This window comes from Mycobacterium simiae, from assembly GCF_010727605.1.
GTDB lineage: Bacteria > Actinomycetota > Actinomycetes > Mycobacteriales > Mycobacteriaceae > Mycobacterium > Mycobacterium simiae.
On the sequence record NZ_AP022568.1, the window covers coordinates 2,687,178 to 2,708,954 of the forward strand.

Annotated in this window: 18 protein-coding genes; 11 read left to right on the plus strand and 7 right to left on the minus strand. The window is 68.1% G+C overall.

Features of this window, described 5'->3' with window-relative positions:
- Positions 1-34: 34 nt before the first annotated feature.
- From G6N33_RS12500 to G6N33_RS12520, 5 genes are all read right to left on the minus strand, one after another.
- On the minus strand, positions 35-811 hold the full coding sequence (locus G6N33_RS12500) for a hypothetical protein (protein ID WP_408632775.1): 777 nt from the start codon (positions 809-811) through the stop codon (positions 35-37).
- The gene (gene sigM / locus G6N33_RS12505) at positions 771-1,442 is read right to left on the minus strand and encodes an RNA polymerase sigma factor SigM (protein ID WP_044509076.1); all 672 of its coding nucleotides are present in this window, start codon (positions 1,440-1,442) and stop codon (positions 771-773) included. The genes G6N33_RS12500 and sigM overlap by 41 nt, the downstream gene beginning before the upstream one ends.
- A gap of 61 nt (positions 1,443-1,503) precedes the next feature.
- Complete coding sequence (locus tag G6N33_RS12510) at positions 1,504-5,112, minus strand: murein biosynthesis integral membrane protein MurJ (protein WP_044509075.1); 3,609 nt, start codon at positions 5,110-5,112, stop codon at positions 1,504-1,506.
- Complete coding sequence (locus G6N33_RS12515) at positions 5,109-7,508, minus strand: hypothetical protein (RefSeq protein ID WP_044509074.1); 2,400 nt, start codon at positions 7,506-7,508, stop codon at positions 5,109-5,111. Before G6N33_RS12515 ends, G6N33_RS12510 begins: the two co-directional genes overlap by 4 nt.
- The gene (locus tag G6N33_RS12520) at positions 7,505-8,245 is read right to left on the minus strand and encodes an NUDIX hydrolase (protein ID WP_044509073.1); all 741 of its coding nucleotides are present in this window, start codon (positions 8,243-8,245) and stop codon (positions 7,505-7,507) included. The genes G6N33_RS12515 and G6N33_RS12520 overlap by 4 nt, the downstream gene beginning before the upstream one ends.
- Before the next feature lie 192 nt (positions 8,246-8,437).
- On the opposite strand from G6N33_RS12520, the gene G6N33_RS12525 reads away from it, so the two are divergent.
- The 10 genes from G6N33_RS12525 (at position 8,438) to eccA (ending at position 19,725) form a co-directional block, all read left to right on the plus strand.
- Entirely contained in the window at positions 8,438-9,892 is a 1,455-nt protein-coding gene (locus tag G6N33_RS12525; RefSeq protein WP_101528603.1) for a CCA tRNA nucleotidyltransferase, read from the plus strand.
- Positions 9,893-9,916: 24 nt separating this feature from the next.
- Entirely contained in the window at positions 9,917-10,426 is a 510-nt protein-coding gene (locus G6N33_RS12530) for a hypothetical protein (RefSeq protein ID WP_044509072.1), read from the plus strand.
- Between the two features lie 140 nt (positions 10,427-10,566).
- Positions 10,567-10,890, plus strand: coding sequence for a WXG100 family type VII secretion target (locus G6N33_RS12535; protein ID WP_044509071.1), 324 nt, complete (start codon positions 10,567-10,569; stop codon positions 10,888-10,890).
- Between the two features lie 51 nt (positions 10,891-10,941).
- Entirely contained in the window at positions 10,942-11,232 is a 291-nt protein-coding gene (locus tag G6N33_RS12540; RefSeq protein WP_044509070.1) for a WXG100 family type VII secretion target, read from the plus strand.
- A gap of 59 nt (positions 11,233-11,291) precedes the next feature.
- Positions 11,292-12,125, plus strand: a complete 834-nt coding sequence (locus tag G6N33_RS12545) for an ESX secretion-associated protein EspG (protein WP_044509069.1) — start codon at positions 11,292-11,294, stop codon at positions 12,123-12,125.
- Between the two features lie 35 nt (positions 12,126-12,160).
- Entirely contained in the window at positions 12,161-13,189 is a 1,029-nt protein-coding gene (locus tag G6N33_RS12550; RefSeq protein WP_044509068.1) for a MinD/ParA family ATP-binding protein, read from the plus strand.
- Positions 13,190-13,200: 11 nt separating this feature from the next.
- The gene (gene eccD / locus G6N33_RS12555) at positions 13,201-14,682 is read left to right on the plus strand and encodes a type VII secretion integral membrane protein EccD (RefSeq protein WP_101528606.1); all 1,482 of its coding nucleotides are present in this window, start codon (positions 13,201-13,203) and stop codon (positions 14,680-14,682) included.
- Positions 14,679-16,340: a type VII secretion-associated serine protease mycosin gene (mycP, locus tag G6N33_RS12560; RefSeq protein ID WP_101528602.1), complete on the plus strand. Its 1,662-nt coding sequence runs from the start codon at positions 14,679-14,681 to the stop codon at positions 16,338-16,340. Before eccD ends, mycP begins: the two co-directional genes overlap by 4 nt.
- Entirely contained in the window at positions 16,337-17,887 is a 1,551-nt protein-coding gene (eccE, locus tag G6N33_RS12565) for a type VII secretion protein EccE (RefSeq protein WP_101528601.1), read from the plus strand. The genes mycP and eccE overlap by 4 nt, the downstream gene beginning before the upstream one ends.
- Positions 17,884-19,725, plus strand: a complete 1,842-nt coding sequence (gene eccA / locus G6N33_RS12570) for a type VII secretion AAA-ATPase EccA (RefSeq protein ID WP_044509064.1) — start codon at positions 17,884-17,886, stop codon at positions 19,723-19,725. Before eccE ends, eccA begins: the two co-directional genes overlap by 4 nt.
- Before the next feature lie 25 nt (positions 19,726-19,750).
- On the opposite strand, the gene G6N33_RS12575 is transcribed toward eccA, so the two are convergent.
- A complete protein-coding gene (locus tag G6N33_RS12575; RefSeq protein WP_331271339.1) occupies positions 19,751-20,587 on the minus strand; it encodes a transcriptional regulator in 837 nt (278 codons plus the stop codon).
- A 287-nt stretch (positions 20,588-20,874) separates the two neighbouring features.
- On the opposite strand from G6N33_RS12575, the gene G6N33_RS12580 reads away from it, so the two are divergent.
- Positions 20,875-21,156 (plus strand): WhiB family transcriptional regulator, encoded by a 282-nt coding sequence (locus tag G6N33_RS12580; RefSeq protein WP_044509063.1) that lies wholly within the window; start codon positions 20,875-20,877, stop codon positions 21,154-21,156.
- Positions 21,157-21,252: 96 nt separating this feature from the next.
- On the opposite strand, the gene G6N33_RS12585 is transcribed toward G6N33_RS12580, so the two are convergent.
- Positions 21,253-21,693 carry a nitroreductase family deazaflavin-dependent oxidoreductase gene (locus G6N33_RS12585; RefSeq protein WP_044509062.1) on the minus strand — a complete coding sequence of 147 codons (441 nt, stop codon included), beginning with the start codon at positions 21,691-21,693 and terminating at the stop codon, positions 21,253-21,255.
- Between the last annotated feature and the right edge of the window lie 84 nt (positions 21,694-21,777).

Consider the following 21,777-nt stretch of genomic DNA (forward strand, 5'->3'; position numbering starts at 1 on the left):
TTCCCGGCCGTGTCGCGCAACACGTGGCACCACTCTAAGGGCGTGGAATCTGGGTGCTGGCCAACAGCCCGGTATCGGCTGCGCTGCAGTTCAGGGCCACCGCGAAGACCACCAGGTCGGTCGGTGTATCGGCGGGCAGAACCAGTAGTACGCCAGGGCGCGCGTTGATCTCGATCGCCCGCGCCCCCAGCACCTGCGTGGCAGCGGGATACCCGAGGCCGGCCAGGCACGACGCCCGCCGGGAGGCGTCAGCCAGCGGACCGTAGTCGGGGACGCGACCGAGCAGCCCGCTGATCTCGGCTGCCGACAGGGGAATCGCCATCGGCGGTGTCGACACCGTGATGTGTTCGATAGTCGTCGGTGTGCTCGGTGCCGAGGGCGGCTCGTGCAGCAGGGCAGCGGTACCGAAGCCCGCCGCGGCGAGGACCGCGCCGATGCCCGCCGCCCCCGCCAGGATTTTGCCGGGGCGGACGCCGGGGCGGGCGGAGTGGGTCGCCGTGCCGGTGCGCTCGGCGCGCAGCGCGTCGGCAATGCGGGCGGTCGTGGTGGCGGGTGGCTCCGGCGCGGATTCCGGATCCGCGCCGACCGCGGCGACGTCGCGTCGCACCTGGTGCAAAGCCTGCAGGACGCGGTGGGCGTCCGGGTCGTCGCGAACCTGCCGGCGCACCCGGGCCGCCGACTCATCATCCAGCAGACCGGCCTGCAGGTCGGCAAGCAGTTCCACGCCTGGCACCGGTTCCGACCCCGGCCGCCCGTGCGGCTCCGGCTGTTCAGTCTCCGGTTGGTTCGGGGGGTTTTCCGTGTCGCCCATCCACCCCAGTCTCCGTCATGCGCAGCGCGAGGGTGGGCCCCGGTCCTGGGAGCTGGCCGGCGGGACGCGCCGAGGGGTGGATGTCGGCGTCGAGATAACCGAGCAGCTGGGCCAGTCGCACCCGTCCGCGGGCGCACCGGCTTTTGACGGTGCCTTCGGCGACACCCAGCAGCGCCGCGGTGTCGGCGATCGAGTAGCCCTGCATGTCGACCGCCACGATGGTGGCCCGCTGCTCGACCGGCAGCCGCAGCAACGCCCGTTGCACCACAATGGCGGTTTCGACCTGACCCGTGCGGTCCGGCGCGGGGTACACGTCCTCGAGTGGGACGGTGCGGTGAGACTTGCTGCGGCGCAGCCGATCCAGGCAGGCGTTGACGACAATCCGGTGCAGCCAGCTGCCGACCGCGGCGTCGTAGCGAAAGGATCCGGCGCCCCGGTGCGCCGACAGCATGGCCTCCTGCAGCGCGTCCTCGGCATCTTCGGGAGTGCGGCTGGTCAGCCGGGCCAGGCGGTGTAGCTGGCGTCGATGACGGTGGAAAAGCTCGCCGAAGGCATACCGGTCGCCGGCGACATGGGCCGCGAGCAGCTCGGCGTCACTGCGGTGCTGCCGTCTCTCTGCGCCGATGCCCACCGCCGGACAGTAACCAATCGGTCGTTCGCCGGCACTTCACTTGCCCGTACGGTTGTGAGCCTCAGGAGGCCGCCTGAATGGTGATGTTCGAAAGCTCCGAGCGGTTCTTCCCGTCGGTGTTGCCCAAGGTGGTGATCCACACCAAGACGTTCGACGTCTGCGCGCCCGAGCGCACCGGGATGGTGTTGTGCCCGGGCTTGAGCGGGGTGGCCGAGACCAGCAGGGAGGTGTCTTCCAGCCGGGCCGGCGACGCGGAGGACGAGGAGCGGATCTCCACCTTGGTGCCGGTACTGGGGGTGTCGATGGACACCGCGCCAACGACCGTCGGGCTAGGCAACTGCAACATCAACCCGACGCCGTTCTTGAAGCTGGGGAACGGTACGGCGTCGGTGTAGATGTCGGTCTGCCAGCCCGTCGTGGAGTTACCGTCGATTGCCATGGCCGCCTGCCCCGGGTTGTCGGCTTCGCCGTCGGGGGAGTAGACCGTGGCGCGGGTGGGTTTGATGACGCTTCCCGACGGCGCGGCACTCGCCGACGACGACGCGCTCGACGAACTCGGTCCGTTGAGCCCGAGCTCGTCCTTGTTCAGACCACCGCCGACGTTGCCGAAGATCTTGCTGACAATCGAGGCCAGCACCAGCAGTGCGACCACGATCACGGCGATCGCCGCGGCGCCGCCGATCAGCAGGTTGCGCCGTCGCCGCGCAAGCGTCGCATAGTTGTCGCGTTCGACCGGCGCGGCGGCGGGCGGGGGCGGCGAATCATCGATCGGCCCCAGCACTTCGGTCCGGTCGGCGACCGCGGTGGCCTGCTGTAGAAGGTTCAAAAGTGTTGAAGCACTGCGAATTCCGCCGTCCTCCTGCGCCGCTCGGACGGCTACCGCCGAGACCTGGAAGGGGATGTCGCGATCGATGGTGCTGGGCTCGACGGGAAGGCCGGACGCGTCGCGCTCGGCCGGTGCGAGCCCGCTGCGCACTCCGGACTCGGGCAGTGGCCAGCGGTTGACCAGCAGGGCGTACAGGGCGGCACCGATGCCGCGGATGTCGTCCTCGGGATTGGCGTCGGGCATGGTCGCCGGGTAGGCCAGCACGACGTCGCCGTCGATGCTGACCCGGATGCGGCTGGGGTGGTCGATAGACAGGGCGACGCCGGCACGGTGAGCGGCGTCCGCAGCAGCGGCCAGCGACTGCATGGCGCGGACCGCGCCCAGTGGTGAGGGAGCGGTGTCGGCCACCTCTTGCAAGGAACCGCCGCGAATCCACTCCGCAACCACCAGGCCGCCCTGCTGGCTGTGGACGACGTCGAGCACCCGCGCGATGCCAGGCTTATCGATGCGGCTGAGCCGCAGCGTGCGAGACAGGATCTCCTGCAGGACGTCGGCGGGCAAACTGCCGTCGGGGTCGACGAAGGTGAGCGCCACCTGGCGGTCCAGGGCGGTGTCGAGCGCCTGCCAGAACTGCAGCGGCGGGGCACCGCCGTGGAAGACCAGCAGCCGGTACCGGCCGCCGGCGATGCGGGCGCCGGGAACCAAGTGCGGATCGTCGCCGCGTGAATCCGCACCGCGATCGCGGGACGCATCGACCGGGATCGCGCCGCGGGTCGACTCCCCGGGGGCGCCACCGTTGCGCTGCTCCGGCGGGCGCGGCACCGAAGGGCTGGCTTCCCGCGCGGTCGGCATGTCCGGCTGGAAGTCATCGGCAGTGGCGCGCGGCCGGTCGCCGCCGGGGCCGGGTGCGGCGCTTTCGACGGGGCGATCGGTCACCTCCGGTCCTTTCATCAGCCGGGCATTGCCTGCTCGTTCCGGAGGCCTACGCCGGATCGGCTCCTGGACCGCATCAACCCCCGGCGGGGACGAATTCCTCTGCTCAGGGTACGTGACCGGGCCGCGGTGAGACGATCCCCGGGGCGTCGCCGGCGGACCGGATTGCAATGCCATGCGGGAGCGGCCGCCGACCCGGCGGCGCACCGCGGCCAGCGCCGCCAGCGCCTCGGGCACCTGGGCGCGGACCATGACCGTCGCCATGATCGGCAACATGAGGCAGCCGAGTATCAACAGCCGCAGCAGCGAACCCGCCGCACCACCGCGCGCCGTCAAGTCGGCCAGCCCCAGCAGTCGATCGACGACGTGTGCGATCAGGCCGCCGAGCATCGACGCGACGATCGTCACCAGGATCGTCCGTACCTCCGCCCGTCCGATCAGATGGCCGCCGGCCGGCAACAGCGCGTGACGCAGCAGCACATAGCCGACGATCGCGCCGGCCAAAAAGCCGATGCCGTTGGCCAGCCCAAGGAAACCCGCCACCAGCTGCGGGTCGTCGGTGGCGTGCGGGGCCAGCACCGAGCCGGCGATCTTGACGGCGGTAATGACGAGGATGATCACGATCGGCGTCCAGGGCTGTTCGCGCGCGTAGAAGACGCGTAGCTGCAACAGCACCAGGCCGTAGGGGATCAACGTGAACGCCGACAGCGCGATCGCGGCGCCCAGATAGCCGGCGTCGGTCCCGCCGAAGTGGCCGTAGGCGAACAATGCGCTGCCGATCGCGGGCCCGGCGACGGTCATGATCGCCACAATCGGAATCAGCGTGATCAACGTCAGCCGGGTGGCCAGCGACAGGTCGGCCAGCACGGCGTCGGTGTCGTTGGCCGCCGCGTTGCGGCTCAACCGCGGCATTACCACGGTCAGCACGGTCACCCCGATCATGCCGAATGGCAGCATCAAGACCAGCCAGGTGTAGTTGTAGATGGCCGGGCCGGAAGCCGCTGCAGTACTGGCGATTTGGTTGCCCACCACCAGGCCGAGCTGACTGATCAGCACGTAGAGCACCATGGCCGCGGCCATGGTGCCGAACCGCTTGAGCCGCTCATCGATGCCCCACAGCGGCCGCAGGCTGACGCGTTCGCGCCGCAGCGCTACCAGCAACACCGCGGTCTGTGCGAACACGCCCAATGTGGTGCCGATGCCGAGCACCAGCAGCTTGGCGTTGCCCATTCGGACGGGATCGACCGAGAGTTCCCCGGGGACGAGCAGATACACCGCCAGTGTCAGCAGCGCGACGACGTTGTTAACGACCGGGGCCCATGCCGTGGGCCCAAAGACGTTGCGCGTGTTCAGGATTGCCATGAAGACCGAGGTCAGGCCGTAGGCCAGCACCTGGGGAAGTAGCAGATAGGCGAACGCGGTGGTGAGCGGCTCGTTGACTTGCGGGTTGTGGCCGAGCATCAACCGAACCAGTAGCGGCGCGGCGACCACCGACACCGCGGTCGCGAACAACAGCAGCGTCGTCGTGACCGTCACCAGCCGGCGTACGAACGCCGCACCGCCGTCGGGATCGCTCTGCTCCGCGCGGGCCAGCACCGGCACGAAGATCGCGGTGAACGTTGCTTCCAGCACCAGCGCGGCGACGAGGTTCGGCAGCTGGTTGGCCACCGAGAACGCGCTGGACAGCGCCGCCCCCAGGATGGCGGCCAACACCACGATCCGGCCGAAACCGGTGATCCGGCTGATCAGCGTCGCGAAGGCCATCGCCCACGACCGGGAGACCAGCGCGGAGTCGGACAGCTCCACCCGCCGCGTGGGCAGCTCGGTTACCGGTGGCAGCGGTCCGGTCGGTGGCGGCTGGTGCCGCCGCGGCGGCTGGTGTGCATGGGGCCGCCGGTAGGCGGGGTTCATACTCGGTGCTCTTCGTCCACGCGGATGGCCACGCCGTGCGGGTCGGCGGCCTGGTGGTGGGGCGGGTCGGGTCGGTCCAGGTCGGCACGGTCGGGTTGGCCGCGGAATCGGTGCCACAGCCGCCGGCCGGCGAGGACAAACAACACCGCGGCCGCGGTCAGGGTGATCGCAAAGAGCACTTTGCCGTAGGCGTTGGAGTGCACCGACAAGCGCACTGGTTCGCCCAGCCGGGTGCCGTCGGGGGTGCGTAGCGTGACGTCGATGGCGACGCGCTGGGTGAAGTTCACTTCGATTGGGACGCGTAACGGCAGATAGCCGGGGGGCAGCTCGATCTGCCCGACGTCGGTCACGGTCATCCCGGGCGGCGCGTCGACCTGCAGGCGCACCTTGATCGGCACGGCGAGGCCGTTGTGCAGGGCCAGCGGCAACGGGCTGTGCTCGGTCGCCAGGGTGTAGGAACCGCCCGGATTGACGATCGTCACCGCGCCGAACAAGTCGTTGATCGTGTTACCGACTACCTGCAACCGTTGCTTCGCCAACTCGTTGCGGCCGTCGGGAGGCTCCGATTGGCTCAATGCGCGCAGCATGTCTTCGCGCAACGGAGCGGTGTACTGGACGCCGGTCAATCCGGTGCGCTCATCGGTGGTCAGCGCTGAGGTCAGCCGCGACAGCCGGCCGGTCTGCCCGTTGATGTCGGTGGTGACGGTTTCGCTGAAGCGGCCGCGGCCCGGGGCCGGGACGGTGGGCGGTGCGCCCGGCTCGGTCCGGGCGGCGGCTTCGGCGATCACGGCCCCGAGCGGGCGGGGCACGCCCAGCCCGGATCGGATGGTGGTGGCCAGCGCCGTGAGGATGACCTGCGCGTCGTCCGCCTGCAGGTTCCAGGTCGCCGGCGGGACGAGCAGCTGCGTGCGCGGTGGGGCGTCGTGGTCCAGGGCGTGCCAGAACATGGACCCAAGGGCGTCCTGACGGCGCGCGGTGTTGGAGTCGTGGGTGAGCCGGACCGTCAGCGACGGGTCGAGATAGGTGGGCACGGTGGGGTTATTACCCGCCCCGGCCAGCGCCGCACCCACGGCGGGATCGAAGGGCGCCATCACCACCTGCGGGGACAGCCGTCGCGGAGTGGTGTCGACACTGCGGGGTCCGTCGACCGAGGACTGCGAGTCCTCGGCGACCAAATCGGCCGCGGCGACCGCGACGGTGCTGTTGTTGGCGTTGAGCAGCTCGATCGCTCCGGCGGTGAGTGGACCGTCGGGCAGCAGCGTGGCACCGCGGGTGGACGCGATGTCGAGCAGCTGATCGACGATGTCGCCGACGCTAGTGGTGGCGATGGTGCTGAGCCGCGGATCGTTGACCCGCTGCACGGCGTCCAAGTCGGCTTGCGCGTACGGCAGCGGCGTCACGCAGACGCGGTGCGCCAGCGCCCGCAACCGGTTCATCCAGGCGGTCGCGGCGCCCTGTCCGGCGCCCGGGTGGGTGGGCGTGCCCGGCTGCTGAGCGGGACCGTCGGGGGAGCTGGATACGACATAACCGGCCGTCATCGCGTTGACGGTGACCAGCAGATCCGGGTCGACGGCGAGGCACAGCGCGCGGCCCACGGCACCGTCCGGGTCGACGTCGTGGCTGGTGGCGACCTCGGCGGCGGATAACAAGATGTCGAGTCGGCCCCCGGCGGCCAGCGAGCTGGCCAGGTCGTCGTCGATCAGCCGAACCGGAACGGTGCCGCCGGGTTGGCCTGGAGCCAGCCTGGGACGGTCGGCCAGCGGCCACAGCATGGTCACCCAGACGGGTTTCGAGGTGTCAGGTGCCACCGCGGATTCCAGGGAGTCGGCGCGGTCGGGCGGCACACCGATCACCGGCAGCAGGAACCGCGCATTGTCCAGCCGGGCCGGGGCGCCGTAATCGGGTGTGCCGTTGACGTTGACCAGTAACGGGTAGATGCCCGGCTGGTTGATGCCCAGCGACGGTTTGCTCAACGAGCGCAGCGGCGCGGACAGGGTGAAGCCGGCCTCCTGCCCGCGCTGCAGTTCGGGCGCGATGGTCAGGAAGTCGGCGGCCGGTTGGTACTGATCGGTGGCGCCGTCCAGTGACGTGCGCAGCCCCGCCGAAGTGTCCACCGCGGCGGCGTGTTCGAGCCGGACCATCACGTCCCGTACGGGTCGGTCGCCGATGTTGGCCACCATCCCGCTGACGGTGACGACGGGCGGACTGGTTGTGGTCACCACGTCCGGGGTGACCTGATCGATGCGGACGCGGATGAACGGCGTCGACGCGGGCTCGTCGGCGCCGGCGCGCGGCACACCGACGGGTCCGGTGAGCAGCACGGTACATCCGGCCACCAGGGCGACCACGGCGGCCAGCCGCAACAAGCCGGCCCAGCGGATGCGCGGCGCGGTCACGACCCCGGCCCGTGGCCGTTGTGCCGGCCGGGGGGTTTGTCGGAATGTCGAGTGCGCGAGTGCGTTTGCGGATTGCGCCGTGGCGCGCTGGGCGGCAGCGGCGGCAGCGCGGCGGGCCCGTCGCTCTGCAGCTTTCCGATCAGTTCGTCGGCGACCTGGGCTAGGCGGCGCTCGTCGGCGTAGGCCAGCCGCGACGGTAGCTCCCGCATCGGCACCCATGCGACCTCGGCGACCTCGAGGTCTTCGTCGGATAGCTCGCCGCCGGAGAATCGCATCAGATAATGGTGCACAGTCTTGTGTACGCGCCGGCCCTCGGTGACGAACCAGTAGTCGATACGGCCGAGCGCGGCGAGCACGCTGCCCTGGATCCCGGTCTCTTCGGCAACCTCACGAATAGCGGTCTGCTCGGCGGTCTCGCCGAGTTCGATGTGCCCCTTGGGCAGCGACCACAGCATCCGTCCGCGTCGGTCGATGCGGCCGATCAGGGCGGCCATCTGTGAATCACGGGGTCCGTCGATGCCATCGATGACCAGGCCGCCCGCGGAGGTTTCGTGCACGGTGCGCAGCCGCTCGGGCACCCCACGTTGCGTGCGAGACCGACGTCGGTTGCTCGTCTTACTGGCCGGAGGGCTGGCGGTTACCTTGGCTTCCGAGTCGTTGTCTGACGCTTTGGCGACGCCACGACGGCGACGGCGCCCGCGGCGCCGACGTGGTTTGGCCTGTTCGCCATCCGACACCCAAGCGATAGTAGCTGGCACGAAGTGGTCTTCCAGACATACTCGCCGCCGACGGCGCGAGGCGGTGGCGCTAGATGGTCGGGTGACGATGCGGGCCGTCCCGGCCCGCATCGTCACCCGGGGGTGTTGGATGGTCGGGTTCCTGCGCGGGCCGTCCCGGCCCGCATCGTCACCCGACTAGGCTGACCGAACGTGTCCGACGCCGCCCAAGATGTGGAGCTGCTGGCTTCAGCCGCCGTCACCCTGAACCGGCATGCCGAGGTGCTGCGCGAGCTGGGGGCATTGTTCGAGGCCGCGGGGCATGAGTTGTACCTGGTCGGCGGTTCGGTGCGAGACGCCCTGCTGCGCAGGCTGAGTCCCGATCTGGATTTCACCACCGGTGCCCGCCCCGAGCAGGTCCAGCACATCGTGCGGGGGTGGGCCGACGCGGTGTGGGACACCGGCATTGCGTTCGGCACCGTGGGGGTCGGTAAGGGTGACCTCCGGCTCGAGATCACCACCTTCCGCGCGGACAGCTACGACCAGGTGTCGCGGAATCCCGAGGTGCGGTTCGGCGACCGCCTCGAGGACGATTTGGTGCGACGGGATTTCACCGCCAATGCGATGGCGGTGCGTATCACCGCTGCCGGCCCGGGCGACTTCGTCGATCCACTGGGCGGTTTGGCCGCGCTGCGCGCCCGGGTGCTCGACACCCCGGCCGCTCCCGAGGTTTCCTTCGGCGATGACCCACTGCGGATGCTGCGGGCGGCGCGGTTCGTCGCACAACTCGGATTCACCGTCGCCCCGCGGGTACGGACGGCGATCGAGGAGATGGCGCCGCAGCTGGCCCGGATCAGCGCCGAACGGGTGGCCGTCGAGCTGGACAAGCTGCTGTTGGGCACCGACCCGGTGGCCGGGATCGACCTGGTCGTGCAGACCGGAATGGGTGACGTTGTACTACCCGAGGTCGGTGGCATGCAGATGGCCATTGACGAACACCACCAGCACAAGGACGTCTACCAGCATTCGCTGACGGTGCTGCGCCAAGCCATCGCCCTGGAAGACCCACCTCCTGAGGGGGGCCCGGACTTGGTGCTGCGGTGGGCCGCGCTACTGCATGACATCGGCAAACCGGCGACCAGACGCCACGAGCCGGACGGTGGTGTCAGCTTCCACCACCATGAGGTCGTCGGCGCAAAAATGGTCCGCAAACGGCTGCGGGCACTCAAATACTCCAAGCAGATGGTCGACGACGTGTCCCAGCTGGTCTATCTGCACCTACGATTCCACGGCTACGGTGACGGTAAGTGGACCGATTCGGCGGTGCGCCGCTACGTCACCGACGCCGGGCCGCTGCTACCCCGGTTGCACAAGCTGGTGCGCGCCGACTGCACCACCCGCAACAAGCGCCGAGCCGCCCGGCTGCAGGCGAACTACGATCGCCTCGAGGCGCGCATCGCGGAGTTGGCCGCCCAGGAGGATTTGGCCCGAGTCCGCCCGGACCTCGACGGCAACCGGATCATGGAGTTGCTCAACATTCCGGCGGGTCCGCAGGTCGGGGAGGCGTGGCGGTTTCTGAAGGAGCTCCGACTGGACCGCGGGCCGCTCACCGAAGAAGAGGCAACCGCGCAGCTGCTGGCCTGGTGGAAGGCGCGCGGGAACGGGTAGCGGCGATCGGGCGTCAGAACCCGCATGGACTATTGCCTTTCCAGCGGTGACGGCTCCGCGGCAATCTGGCACGGACAACCCGACCTCGACCTCGACCATGATGGCCGGCCCGAATCAATCGGACTGGATATCGATCAGGACGGGCTGCGCGACGACGCCCTGAGTGATTTCGACAGCGACGGTGTCGTCGACCACGCCGTCCTCGACCTCGACAACGACGGCACGCCCGAGGCGTACTTCACCGACGACGGCACGGGCACCTGGGCGGTCACCGTGGACCGGGGCGGAAGCCTGCGGTGGTATGGGCTCGACGGCAGCGAACACACCGGCGGTCCGCTCGTCGACTTCGACGGGCGGGGTCACCCCGATGACTGGCTGGTGGACATCGACGGCAACGGTGTCGCCGACCGGGCGCTGTGTACAGATGAGACTGGTGTGACCGGCTATGTGGACACCGACGGCGATGGACGGTGGGACGTGCGGTTGACCGATACCGACGGCGACGGCGCGGCCGATGGTGCGAGCACCGTTTGACAAGGTGTTTTAGGACCGCCACGCCAGGGTAATTCGACGCCTGTATAGCAGCCGACAACTGAAGTGACAACGCGCAATACCTGTCTAGACTGCTATCCATATCCCAGGTCGGGGAGCCTAAGGAATCGAGGGAGAAAAACATGGCGGGGTCGACGGTTGTCACACCGGAACTATTACGCAGTTCGAAGCAACGCATTGAAGCGCGACTGGAAGAGGCAGCCGCGATCGCTAATCAGTACCTGAGCGGCCACGAGAACATCGTCAGCGCCGCAGGATGGTCCGGGCAGGCCGGGTCGACGTCGTTGAACACGGCCGGTCAAATCGCCCACGACTTGCAGCAGATCATGACGGGTGGCAACCGCCTGGCACACGGCCTCGCCCAGACGGCGACTCTGATGGAGCACCACGAAGCAGATTCAGCCCACAGCCTCAATGGCGTGTTCGGCGGCGTCCAGTCGACCTAGTCGGCTTTTCACTGAATCACCCACCGACCTATTTAGTAAGGACCAACGAACATGGCAGACCACATTGTTTACAACCACGCAGCCGTTAGCGGATTGTCCGGCGATATTGCGGCGCAGGCGTCGCAGTTGATGGAAATCCACGACGACGTCCTGCACATCACCCAACAGCTGGCCGAGTTCTTCCAGGGCCACGGCGCAACCACCTTCTTCGACGCGCAGCAACAGATGTTGCACGGGCTGCAGGACATGATTCAGACCGTCAGTCTGCACGGGCACACGGTCAACAGCGTGCACGAGAACGCAATAATCACCGATCACAACACGAGCCTGTTCTTCGCCTAGTCCCGGCTTGGCGGGGCGCACGCGAGCGTGCGCCCCGCGCTTGGCTTTAAGGGAACATCGTGCTCACCACCTCTCTGGAAGGCCTGTGGGTCCTACAAGTACTCACCGGCATCGAGGTCGTTGCTCCCGAAATGGGGCTGCGGCCCCACCTGCCCAGCGTCGAGCCCAAGCAAAAGGCGCTGCAACACCCGGTGACACCCGAACTGCGGGCCGCCGGGGTAATCGATGAGACGGATTCCGTCGACGGCACCATCGTCGAATGGTTGACAGTGTTGTCCCGTCGCGACATCGGGCTGATGATCCACTTCCGGCTGCCCGGCGACGGCGAGCCCACCCGCGCGCTGCTCGCCCGGTTCGCGCATTGGTGGGTGTCCATCGAGCGATCGGGGGACCTGGTCCGCATCAGCGGCGCCGGCATCGCGAGCAATGAGAGCGCCGCCGGCGAGGCGCTCAGCGCGCAGATCGAACGGCTTTGCGGCGCAAGCGATCCTGCCCCGCTGCGGCCGGTGACGCTGGACGTTGACGCGATGCGCGCCACGGCCACCGACCAGCACCGCCTGCACGAGTTCCTCGCCAGCCAGGGCCTCGAGCCCGACCAGCTCCACCTGTTGAAGCTGGCTACCGATACCGACCGGTCGGCCCAGGCCTCGATCGTCGCCATCCAGTCGGGGGTGGATAGCGGGCGACCGACCCGCACCCACATCGATCAGGGCGCCGTGACGATCATCGACACACCGGAAGGTCGGCTCGTCGCCGAACATGTTCCATCCGCGGGTAAGCAGTGGATGATCATCGCCCCGGGCACCAAGAACAACATCGGATCTGCGATCAGCCACATGATGCGGCGGCTGCCCGCCGACCAAGAATGGTATTCGTACCGAAAAGTCGTGTAGTCGAAAGGTAGCACGAAAATGATAGCATCGGCATCGTGACGAATCCGTGGACGGGCTCATCCAATTCTCCGGAACAAGGCGGACCGACGCGACGAGAAGTCCCCGCCGCGCGTTACCAAAATCAAGATTCGGTATCCGGGACATTACGTATTTCCGACATGGTCGCCCCGCGCAAGATTCCACCCGGAGGCGGCTGGCGAAAATTCATTTATCAAGCAACATTTCATGCCGTCAACTTCGGCGAATCGCCCGCCGAAAGGCATTACCGCGAATTGCAGGAGCGAATCCGGCGCCACATCCGCAAGCAGTACGTGATCGGGGTGGTCTCGGGCAAGGGCGGGGTCGGCAAGACCACGCTGACGGCGTGCATCGGCGCGGTCTTCCGAGAGTGCCGTCCCGAGAACGTGGTCGCGATCGACGCCGCGCCCGGTTTCGGCACGCTGGCCGGGCGCATCGACGAGTCGCCACCGGGTGACTACGCCGCGGTGCTCAACGACACCGATGTCCAGGGTTACGCCGATATACGAGAACACTTGGGGCAGAACAGCCTTGGTCTAGACGTACTGGCCGGTAATCGCGCGTCGGATCAACCCCGGCCGCTGGTGGCTTCGATGTTCGCCGGGGTGCTGTCGCGGCTGCGTCGCACCCACACGGTCATCGTGGTCGATACCTCGGACGACCTCGAGCACCCGGTGATGAAGGCGGTGCTGGACGCCTGTGACACCCTGGTCTTCGTCTCCGGTCTGACCGCCGACACCTCGCTGCCTGTGACCCGCTCGATCGACTTGCTGCGCTCGATGGGATATCACGAACTCGTGTCTCGCAGCATGGTCATCCTGAACGACAGCCGCAATAAATATGATGGCGAGGCGCGCACTTATCTCACCGAGCGATTCGCACAATCCGGCGCGACAGTCGAGTTCATGCCGTACGATCCGTTCCTCGCCAAAGGCGGGATAATCGATACGCAGCACGAGCTGAAGAAAAAGACCCGGCTGCGCTTATTCGAAATCACCGCGGCTTTAGCTGACAAATACATTCCAGATGCCGACAGGCCGCGCTAGTGTCCGCATTCGTGGGTAAGGTTTCATTTCCAGCCCGCTGTGCTGTTGCGGTTGTATGTGGCGAGCATCTGGTTTCGCAGGTCTATCCAGCGTCGGTGCCGATCGAGGTCTTCCTTGACAACGTGGTCGAGCTGCTCAACGAGGAACTGAAGCGGCGGGGGTTCGCCGGGCTAGAGTCCGGCATCGGGTACGAACTACACAAGGCCAACGGCGTTCGGCTCGACGTCACCAAGACCCTCGACGAGCTCGGCGTCGAGGATGGTGCCACGCTCACCCTGGTTCCCGCGGTAGCGGGAGAGTCTTTCGAGCCGCAATACGAGTCGCTGTCCACCGGTCTGGCCCGGGTTGGGAAGGCCCTGTTCGAACCGGTCACCCTGCAAACCGCGGCGCGCACCGCGCTCGTCATCCTCGCGATGGCCACCCTCACCGTGTTGGGATTGGTTGTGCGGCAGCGTGTTTCCACCGACGCCCTGATGCCCACAATTGTGAGCGGTGCGGCCGGCCTGTTGATCGCCGGCGGCGCCGCCACGGTGTGGCGATGGTGGCCGGGGCGCCTCGACATGATCGACGGGCTGGGCTGGATAGCGGTGCCGTTGCTTACGGTAAGCCTTGCCTCCGGTGCGCCGGGGCGCCTCGGCGCCGCCCACGCGTTCATTGCTGCACTGGCCGGCGCGGTGTTGACATGCGGAATGGCTTCTGCCACAAGGCGACATGCCAACGTGGCGGCCACCATGGTCACCGTCTTGGCCCTCGGCGGTCTGGTTGCTGCGGCGCGGATGTGGTGGCCGGTTCCTGCGCAGTGGCTCGGGATGTGCACACTGGTGGCCTTGCTTCTGCTGTTGACCATGGCGCCGACGATCGCGCTCTGGGTCGCCCGGATCCGGCCGCCGTATTTTGGGTCGATCACCGGGCGAGACCTGTTCCGGCGCAGCGCCGGCCTGCCAGCCGACGCGGTTGCGCCCGTCGACGAGGGCAGCGACGAGGAAGCGAACTCGGACACCACCCCGCGCGGCGCCCAGATTGCGGCGTCGGCGATTCGCGCCAACAACGTGCTGACCGGAATCTGCGCGGGAGCCGGACTGGCCCTACCGATCGCGGTGTGGGCGACGCTGATGCCGGGACGAGACCGGAGCACCCCAGCCGCGGTGCTGGCCGCGTTGTTTGTGGTGATTTTCATCAGCCGGGGGCGGGCATTCGCCGACAAGCGGCAGGCGGTCGCGCTGGTGTGTGGAGCGGCCGCGGCGGTGTGCGTCGGGGTGATCAAATACGTTGTGCACGAACCGGCTTCGTCGGGCTCCGGGCTACTGTGGGGTGCGCTGGTGCTGGCCGCCTTCGGCGGCGCGGGCCTGCTGTCCGCATTGCTGGTGCCGATCACGAGGTTTACTCCACTGGTGCGGATGACCGCCGAGTGGGTGGAGATCGTAGCGATTATCGCGGCGCTGCCCTTGGCCGCGTGGATCGGCGGGTTGTTCACCTGGGTGCGCATGCGATGACTCGGCTGCCGCGCGCTGCTGCATTGGCTCAGCGGGTCGGCGCTGCCGCGCTGACGACCGTGATCGTAACGTTGATTGCGGGTCTGCCCGCGGCGCAAGCTATTCCGCCCCCAGTGGTGGACCCCGGCCGGGTCCCGGCCGACGGCAAGCCGGCTGCCGAACAGCCGATGCGGCAGAGTTTCGCGTGCGCACGGACAATCACCGTCGCCGATCCCAACGTGGCGCTGCCCGCGCCCGGTTTCACGATGCTCAATGTCAGCAAGGCGTGGCAGTACTCGACCGGCAACGGCGTTGCGGTAGCAGTCATCGACACCGGCGTCAATCCGAGCCACCGGTTGCCGGTGGTCGCCGGGGGCGACTACATCATGGGGGGCGACGGCCTCAGCGATTGCGACGCGCACGGAACCGTCGTGGCGTCGGTGATCGGAGCCGCCCCGCAAGGCACTCCGATGCCCGCACCGATGCCGAGCGCGCCGGCCTTCCCGCCACCGGCCGGTCCACCGCCGACCGACGCAGGCGCTCCGCCGCCGGGCGGCCCGCCGCCGCCGCCCGCGCCGCCGCCACCTCCGTCACCCGTGACGATCACGCAGACGGTACCGGCCGCACCGCCACCGCCACCGCCGCCGCCCGACGCGCCGTCCAACGGACCCGGTGACCCGGCGCCGGGCCAACCCGACGATCCCGAGGTGCCCCCGCCACCACCGGGCGCGCCCGACGGTGTGGTCGGCGTCGCGCCGCACGCGACCATCATTTCCATCCGGCAGTCCTCGCGGGCCTTCGAGCCGGTCAATCCGGGCCCCGGCGATTCCGAAGGCCGTAAGAAGGCAGGCACTATTGCCACGCTGGCAAGCGCCATCGTGCACGCCGCGAACATGGGTGCCAAGGTGATCAATATCAGTGTGACAGCGTGTGTTTCGGCCGCTGATCCGCTGGATCAGGGCGCGATCGGGGCGGCGGTTTGGTACGCCGCCACCGTCAAGGATGCCGTCCTCGTGGCCGCGGCCGGTAACGACAGCGAGGACGGGTGTGCGCAGAACCCGACCTTCGACCCGCTCAATGCCGCCGACCCGCGCGACTGGCACCAGGTCAAGACGGTGTCGTCGCCGTCCTGGTTCTCCGACTATGTGCTCTCCGTTGGTGCGGTCGACAACACCGGCGCGCCGATCAACAAGAGTCTGGCCGGGCCGTGGGTGGCGGCGGCGGCACCGGGCGTCGGGATCATCGGGCTGTCGCCGGAAACGGGTGGTCCGGCCAATGCCTACCCGCCGATTCGGCCGGGCGAAAAGAACATGCCATTCTGGGGCACCAGCTTTTCTGCGGCGTATGTCAGCGGTGTGGCCGCCTTGGTGCGGGCCAAGTATCCGGCGTTGTCCGCGCACCAGATCATCAACCGGATTCTGCAGACTGCACACAATCCGCCGCGCGGGGTGGACAACCAGGTCGGCTACGGCGTGGTCGACCCGGTGGCGGCGTTGACCTTCGATGTACCTGCGGGCGACCGTCTTCCGCCGGGGGCGGCCAGCCGCGTAGTCCATCCGCTGCCGCCGCCACCACCGCCGGATCACCGCGCCCGCAACGTGGCATTGGTGTTCGCCGGGGTGGTGGTGGCCGCGATCGCGGTGGTATCGCTGTTGGTCCGGGCGCGGCGCGAACGATGAGAGCCGGGACGAGGCTGACGATCATCGTCGCGATCTTCATCGCCGCCGTGGCCGGGTGGGCAGCCGGCGGGTATCCGGGGGCGACAGTAGGTTTGGTGATCGGCATCGCCGTCGGCGTGATCCGGTGGCGGGGCCAGCCGGTGTGGTCCTGGATGATTTTGTGGCGCCGGCGACGCCGGCCCATCTGGTGGACCGAGCCCCTTACGGTGGCCAATGACCGCGCCGGCGGGGGGATCCGCTACCAGGACGGCGTGGCCGCAGCCGCGGTCCAACTACTCGGAAAGGCTCATGCGCCAACGCTTTTCACCGGTTCGACAGCGACGCTGACCGACAATGCGTTCGATATCACCGATCTGGCCCCGTTGTTGCACCAGAGCCTGGGGCTCACCGTCGGCTCACTGAGCGTGATCAGTGCGGGCGCCCGGCGGCGCAGCACCGGTGACTACCCGCGGGTGTACGACACACTGATCGGCACGCCGCCCTACGCGGGACAGCGCGAAACGTGGTTGATCGTAAGGATTTCGGCGCTGGACAACGTGGAGGCGTTGCGTGGCCGAACATCGGTGGGCACCGCGACCCTCGCGGCGGCCCAGCGGATCAGTGCGGCCATGCGCCAGCAAGGCATCCGCGCCAAGGTAGCCACCGCGACCGACATCGTCGAAATGGAGCGTCGGCTGGGGCGATCCGCACTAGACGTCTCGAACCGGCGCTGGCGGTCGGTGCGCAGTGACAGCGGTTGGCTGACAACCTACTGGTACCCGCCCGGCGACGTCACCACCGATACGTTGGCACAAGCGTGGTCGGCGCGCGTCGACGGGATCGTGCAGAACGTCACGCTCTTCGGCGCCGAAGCGGGGCCTGTCACCGTCACCGCCACCGTGACGGTGCGCACCGCCCAACCCCCGACAGCGCCGTTGAGTATGCGGCTGCGCACCCTGCGGGGTGAGCAGGCGCAGGCCGTTGCCGCCAATCTGTGCGGCCCACTGCCGGCGTTGCGTGGTATCCGCCGCGGTGCTCTGCGGAGCCCGCTCGTCATCCCGATCGGACCCTCGGGTGTCCTCCTCGGCAAGGTCGTCGGCGGGAACCGGATGTTGCTGCCGTTCGACGATGCCGGCGAGTTCAGCCGAGTGCACATCGCCGCGGAGGACGCGCTGGTCAAGCGGTTCATCATCCGGCTGGCGGGCGCGGGGGAGCGGATCACCGTACATACTCGAAATCTGCGGCGGTGGGCCAGTGTTCGCATGCCCGACATCGCGGTGACCGATCAGCCCAAGCCAGCGTCGGGCACCACGGTGAGCGTGGTCGACGGCAGCATGTCGCCCGCGCCGCGGCCGAACACATTGATCTCCGTCGGGTCGCCCGGTGAAGCCTACCGGGGGACCGCCAACGTACTGATCACCCAGACGGGGCCGGCCACGGTGGACGTGACGGCCGCCGGCCAGGTGCATTCGGTCGAGGTGGAGCTGTTCCGCGCCGAGAACCGGTACGTATCGTCGGAGCCGATGGCATTGCGAACTCCTGAGCTCGAAGCGATAGACACCCCATGACGAGTCCGGTCACCGCACGCAAGTATTTCGATCAGGCGATGGCGTTGCTCGACACCGACGTCGCCGGTGCCGCGGCACGGTTTCGGGAAGCGACCGAGGTCGACCCTTCGATGGCCGATGCCTGGCTGGGCCGGATCGCCGCGGGGGACGAGGCACTGTCGACCATCGAGCAGCTGTACACCTGCGGAAGCCGGCTGCACCGGGAGACCAACCGAATTGGCGCACGGTTGTCGGCTCCGATCAAGGCCGGCCCCTATCTGTCCATTTCGGTTACCGAGGCCTCTCATGCCGGCCTGGCGCTGGCCAGCGCCTTGATCGATGATCGTCAGTACGAGAAAGCCGAAGCGCTGCTTGCGGATTCGACGCTGCTGGATACATGGGAGAACCATCAGTGGAAGCAGTACATCGAGGCCTACCTGATGTTCGCGACCCAACGCTGGCCCGACGTCGTCTCGGTGGCGGCGGCAATCTTGCCACCGCAGGCGATCATCATGTCGGCGGTCACCGCGGCCATCTGCACGCTGGCCGCGCACGCCGCGGCCCATCTCGGACAGGCGCGGGTGGCGCTGGAGTGGACCGACCGCGTCGAGCTGCGGACCGGCTACGGCGGGCCGACCGAGGCCCGGCGTCAGCATCTCGAAACAGCCGTCACGGCAATCGATCCCAATGATTTCCCGTTGATCGCCGCCGACCTTGCCTACGTGCGGGGGATGGCGCATCGGCAGCTCGGTGAGGAACCCAAAGCACAGATCTGGCTGTCCAAGGCGACGATCAACGGTGCCTTGCTCGAGCCGGCCAAGCAAGCGCTGGCCGACCCCGCACTGCAGCTGGTGGTCACCGACGAGCAGTCCATACGTTCGCGCACCAACAAGTGGGATGTGACCACCGAGCGATCGGCGCAGCAGCGGGAGGAAGAGGAGCACCAGGAGCGGCGCAGCGAACTCCTGCAGGAGGGCCGCGCCCTGCTCGACAACCAGGTCGGGCTGGCTGACGTCAAGCGGGCGGTCGCCGAACTAGAGGACCAGATCGAGGTTCGTGCCTTGCGCCTGGCCGCGGGCCTGCCGGTGGCCAACCAGACCAATCACATGTTGCTGGTCGGACCGCCCGGTACCGGTAAGACCACCACGGCCGAGGCGTTGGGGAAGATCTACGCCGGGTTGGGCATCGTGCGCCATCCGGAGATCATCGAAGTGAAGCGCGCCGACTTCTGCGGCGAACACATCGGGGCTTCCGGGCCGAAGACCAACGAGCTGATCAATCGGTCCCTGGGCCGCATCCTGTTCATGGACGAGTTCTACTCGTTGGTCGAACGGCACCAGGACGGACGGCCCGACATGATCGGGATGGAGGCGGTCAACCAGCTCTTGGTGGCGCTGGAAGTGCACCGGTTCGACTTCTGCTTCATCGGGGCCGGATACGAGAAGGAGGTCGACGAGTTCCTTACTGTCAACCCGGGTCTGGCGGGCCGGTTCAACCGCAAATTGCGCTTCGAGTCCTACACGCCCGACGAGCTGGTGGAAATCGCGGTCCGGTACGGAAAGCCACGCGCCACGCTTCTTGATCCCGCCACGGCCGACGCGCTGCGGGCGGCGTGCGCAACGCTGCGCGACTACCGTGCCCCCAACGGGGAACATGGCATCGACGTCATGCACAACGGTCGCTTCGCCCGCAACGTCGTTGAGCGCGCGGAGCGGCTGCGTGACTCCCGGGTGGCCGCCCAGCATCGCGTGGACAAGGGATCGGTGACTGTGGAGGACCTGCAGACGTTACGCACCCAGGACATCGTGGCGGCGGTCAAGGATGCGTGCGCGGAAAAGCATGTGCCGCTCGTGCTTTGAGCAAATTGGCCCCGCGCGGGCATGATCACCCGATCTGATCGATCAGCGTTTCGATCGCCGCCGCGACGTGGGCGGGGACCGGTTCGTCGGCTTCCGCACGGGCGATCATGTCTTCGGCGACCCCGGCGGCCACGGCGGTCTCTTCGGCGGTGAGGTTCGCCCGGCGCCGGGCCGCATACAGCCGCTGCCCCAGCGGTGCGCCCGGGGCCGTCGCCCCGAGCAGCATCAACTCATCGCGGTGTCGGCGAACCGCGCTGAGCGCTTTGATCAACTCGGGTGTGATCCGGCTGATCCGGGTTGCCCGGACAGCGACCGCTTCGAGTTGGCGTAGATCGGCGAGGATGGGCGCGGCGCGTTCGACGAATCCGGCGTCGTGGGCCGGCGGCAAGGCGGCGATGGCCAGGCTGCAGCCGTCCACGGCGGCCACGACCGCCTGCGCGACCAAGGAGACTGCGCCGCCGGTTTCGGTGCGGTCCTCGGACCGCTCGTCGGGCGGGGCGGCGTGATCGGCGACCGGTTCGCCGCGGCGGATCCGCTCGATGGTTCCCGCGGGCCACTGCAGTACTTCCTCGAGCTTGGTGCGCGTGCGCTTGCGCGGCCAGCTGCGCCCCTTTTCGAACGCGATCAGCGCGCCGGCATTGATGATGCCGTCCGCGGCGAGGCTGCGTTGGCTGATGTCGAGCTCGCGGCGGCGGGCCGCGGCCGCGGCACCGGCGCGCACCACGCCCGGATCGGCCGCCGTGGTGTCGGGGTCCCGACCGGCGAGTTGGCCGGCTGCCGGCCGCACCGGGGGATGGGACCGCACGACGCCAAATGGCACGACCTCCGCCCGCTCCGGGCTTACTCCGTCGAACCGTTGCACCCGGCTATCGTATCGCATCGCTATGGTTGCCCATCGCACCTCTGCCGTAATGGCAGGGGCTGCGGCCCGCCCCGGCACGGATAAAAACGTATACCCGCTACAGTTGTCGCGGCTGCATAGAATCCGCTTCGGCCAGCGCTTATGGCGCCCCAGCGCGGGGCGCCAGCCGAATCGGCGCGAGCCCCGCAACGCAAAGCGCAGACCTAACCGTTGCATCGCGACGGTTTTGTCGATACTCTGGCCGGACTAGAGCGCAGAACTGCAACGCTTACTGGAGGAATGTAGGGATGACCGCGACCACTGTGTACAACATCCCGTTGGGCGCCTGCACCAACGACCCCGATCGCTGGACGACAGCGCCGGATGCCGAGGCCAAAGCGCTGTGCCGTGCCTGCCCGCGCCGGTGGCGTTGCGCCCGCGACGCGGTCGAGATTCCCGGTGCCGAAGGACTGTGGGCCGGCGTCGTGATTCCCCAATCGGGTCGCCCGCGCAGCTTCGCGCTCAACCAATTGCGCTCACTGGCCGAGCGCAACGGCTATCCCGTGCGCCAGCACATGAAGTCGGCCTGACCCAGCCTCATGACCCCCGAATCCGGCTCAGCGGCCGGCGGCAGCGGCAAGCTGTGCACAAGGCCTCCGTTGGGGCACACGCACGGCGGGAAACCGCTACGCCGGGTCGAAACGGAAAACCGCGACTCGGCCCGCCAATGCTTCGAATTCGTCAGCCGTTCCATTACGCACCATTCCCGCGCGTTTCGCGAATGCCACACCGACGGGCACCTTCACGGCAAACACCCGCAGTACCGGCCGCGCTTCTGCAGCGGTGAGCTCGACGATTCGGACTCGGCGTGACCGGCGGCCCCGGCGGAGCGTGCCGGTCCCCGCGGCCCGGGCGTTGGCCGCCCAGTCGGCGCCAGGGTAGCCCGCCACCACATAAAGGCCGTCCTGAAATTCGAACGGCGTCATCGGGGTGCTCCGCGGTTGACCGGACTTGCGCCCCGGCACCGTGAGCACCATCGCGGGGCCGGTCGGTATACCGAGTCGTTGGACCGCCATCATGACCTTGTTCATCGGTTTGAGGTAGCGCGGCGGCTGCGGTTCGGACATCTCGACTCCTATCTGGGGGCTCTTCGCCGTGCCTGAGCAGCAGGCGCCATCCCGAAAGACGTTGATCCACGGGCTGGTTGGCCT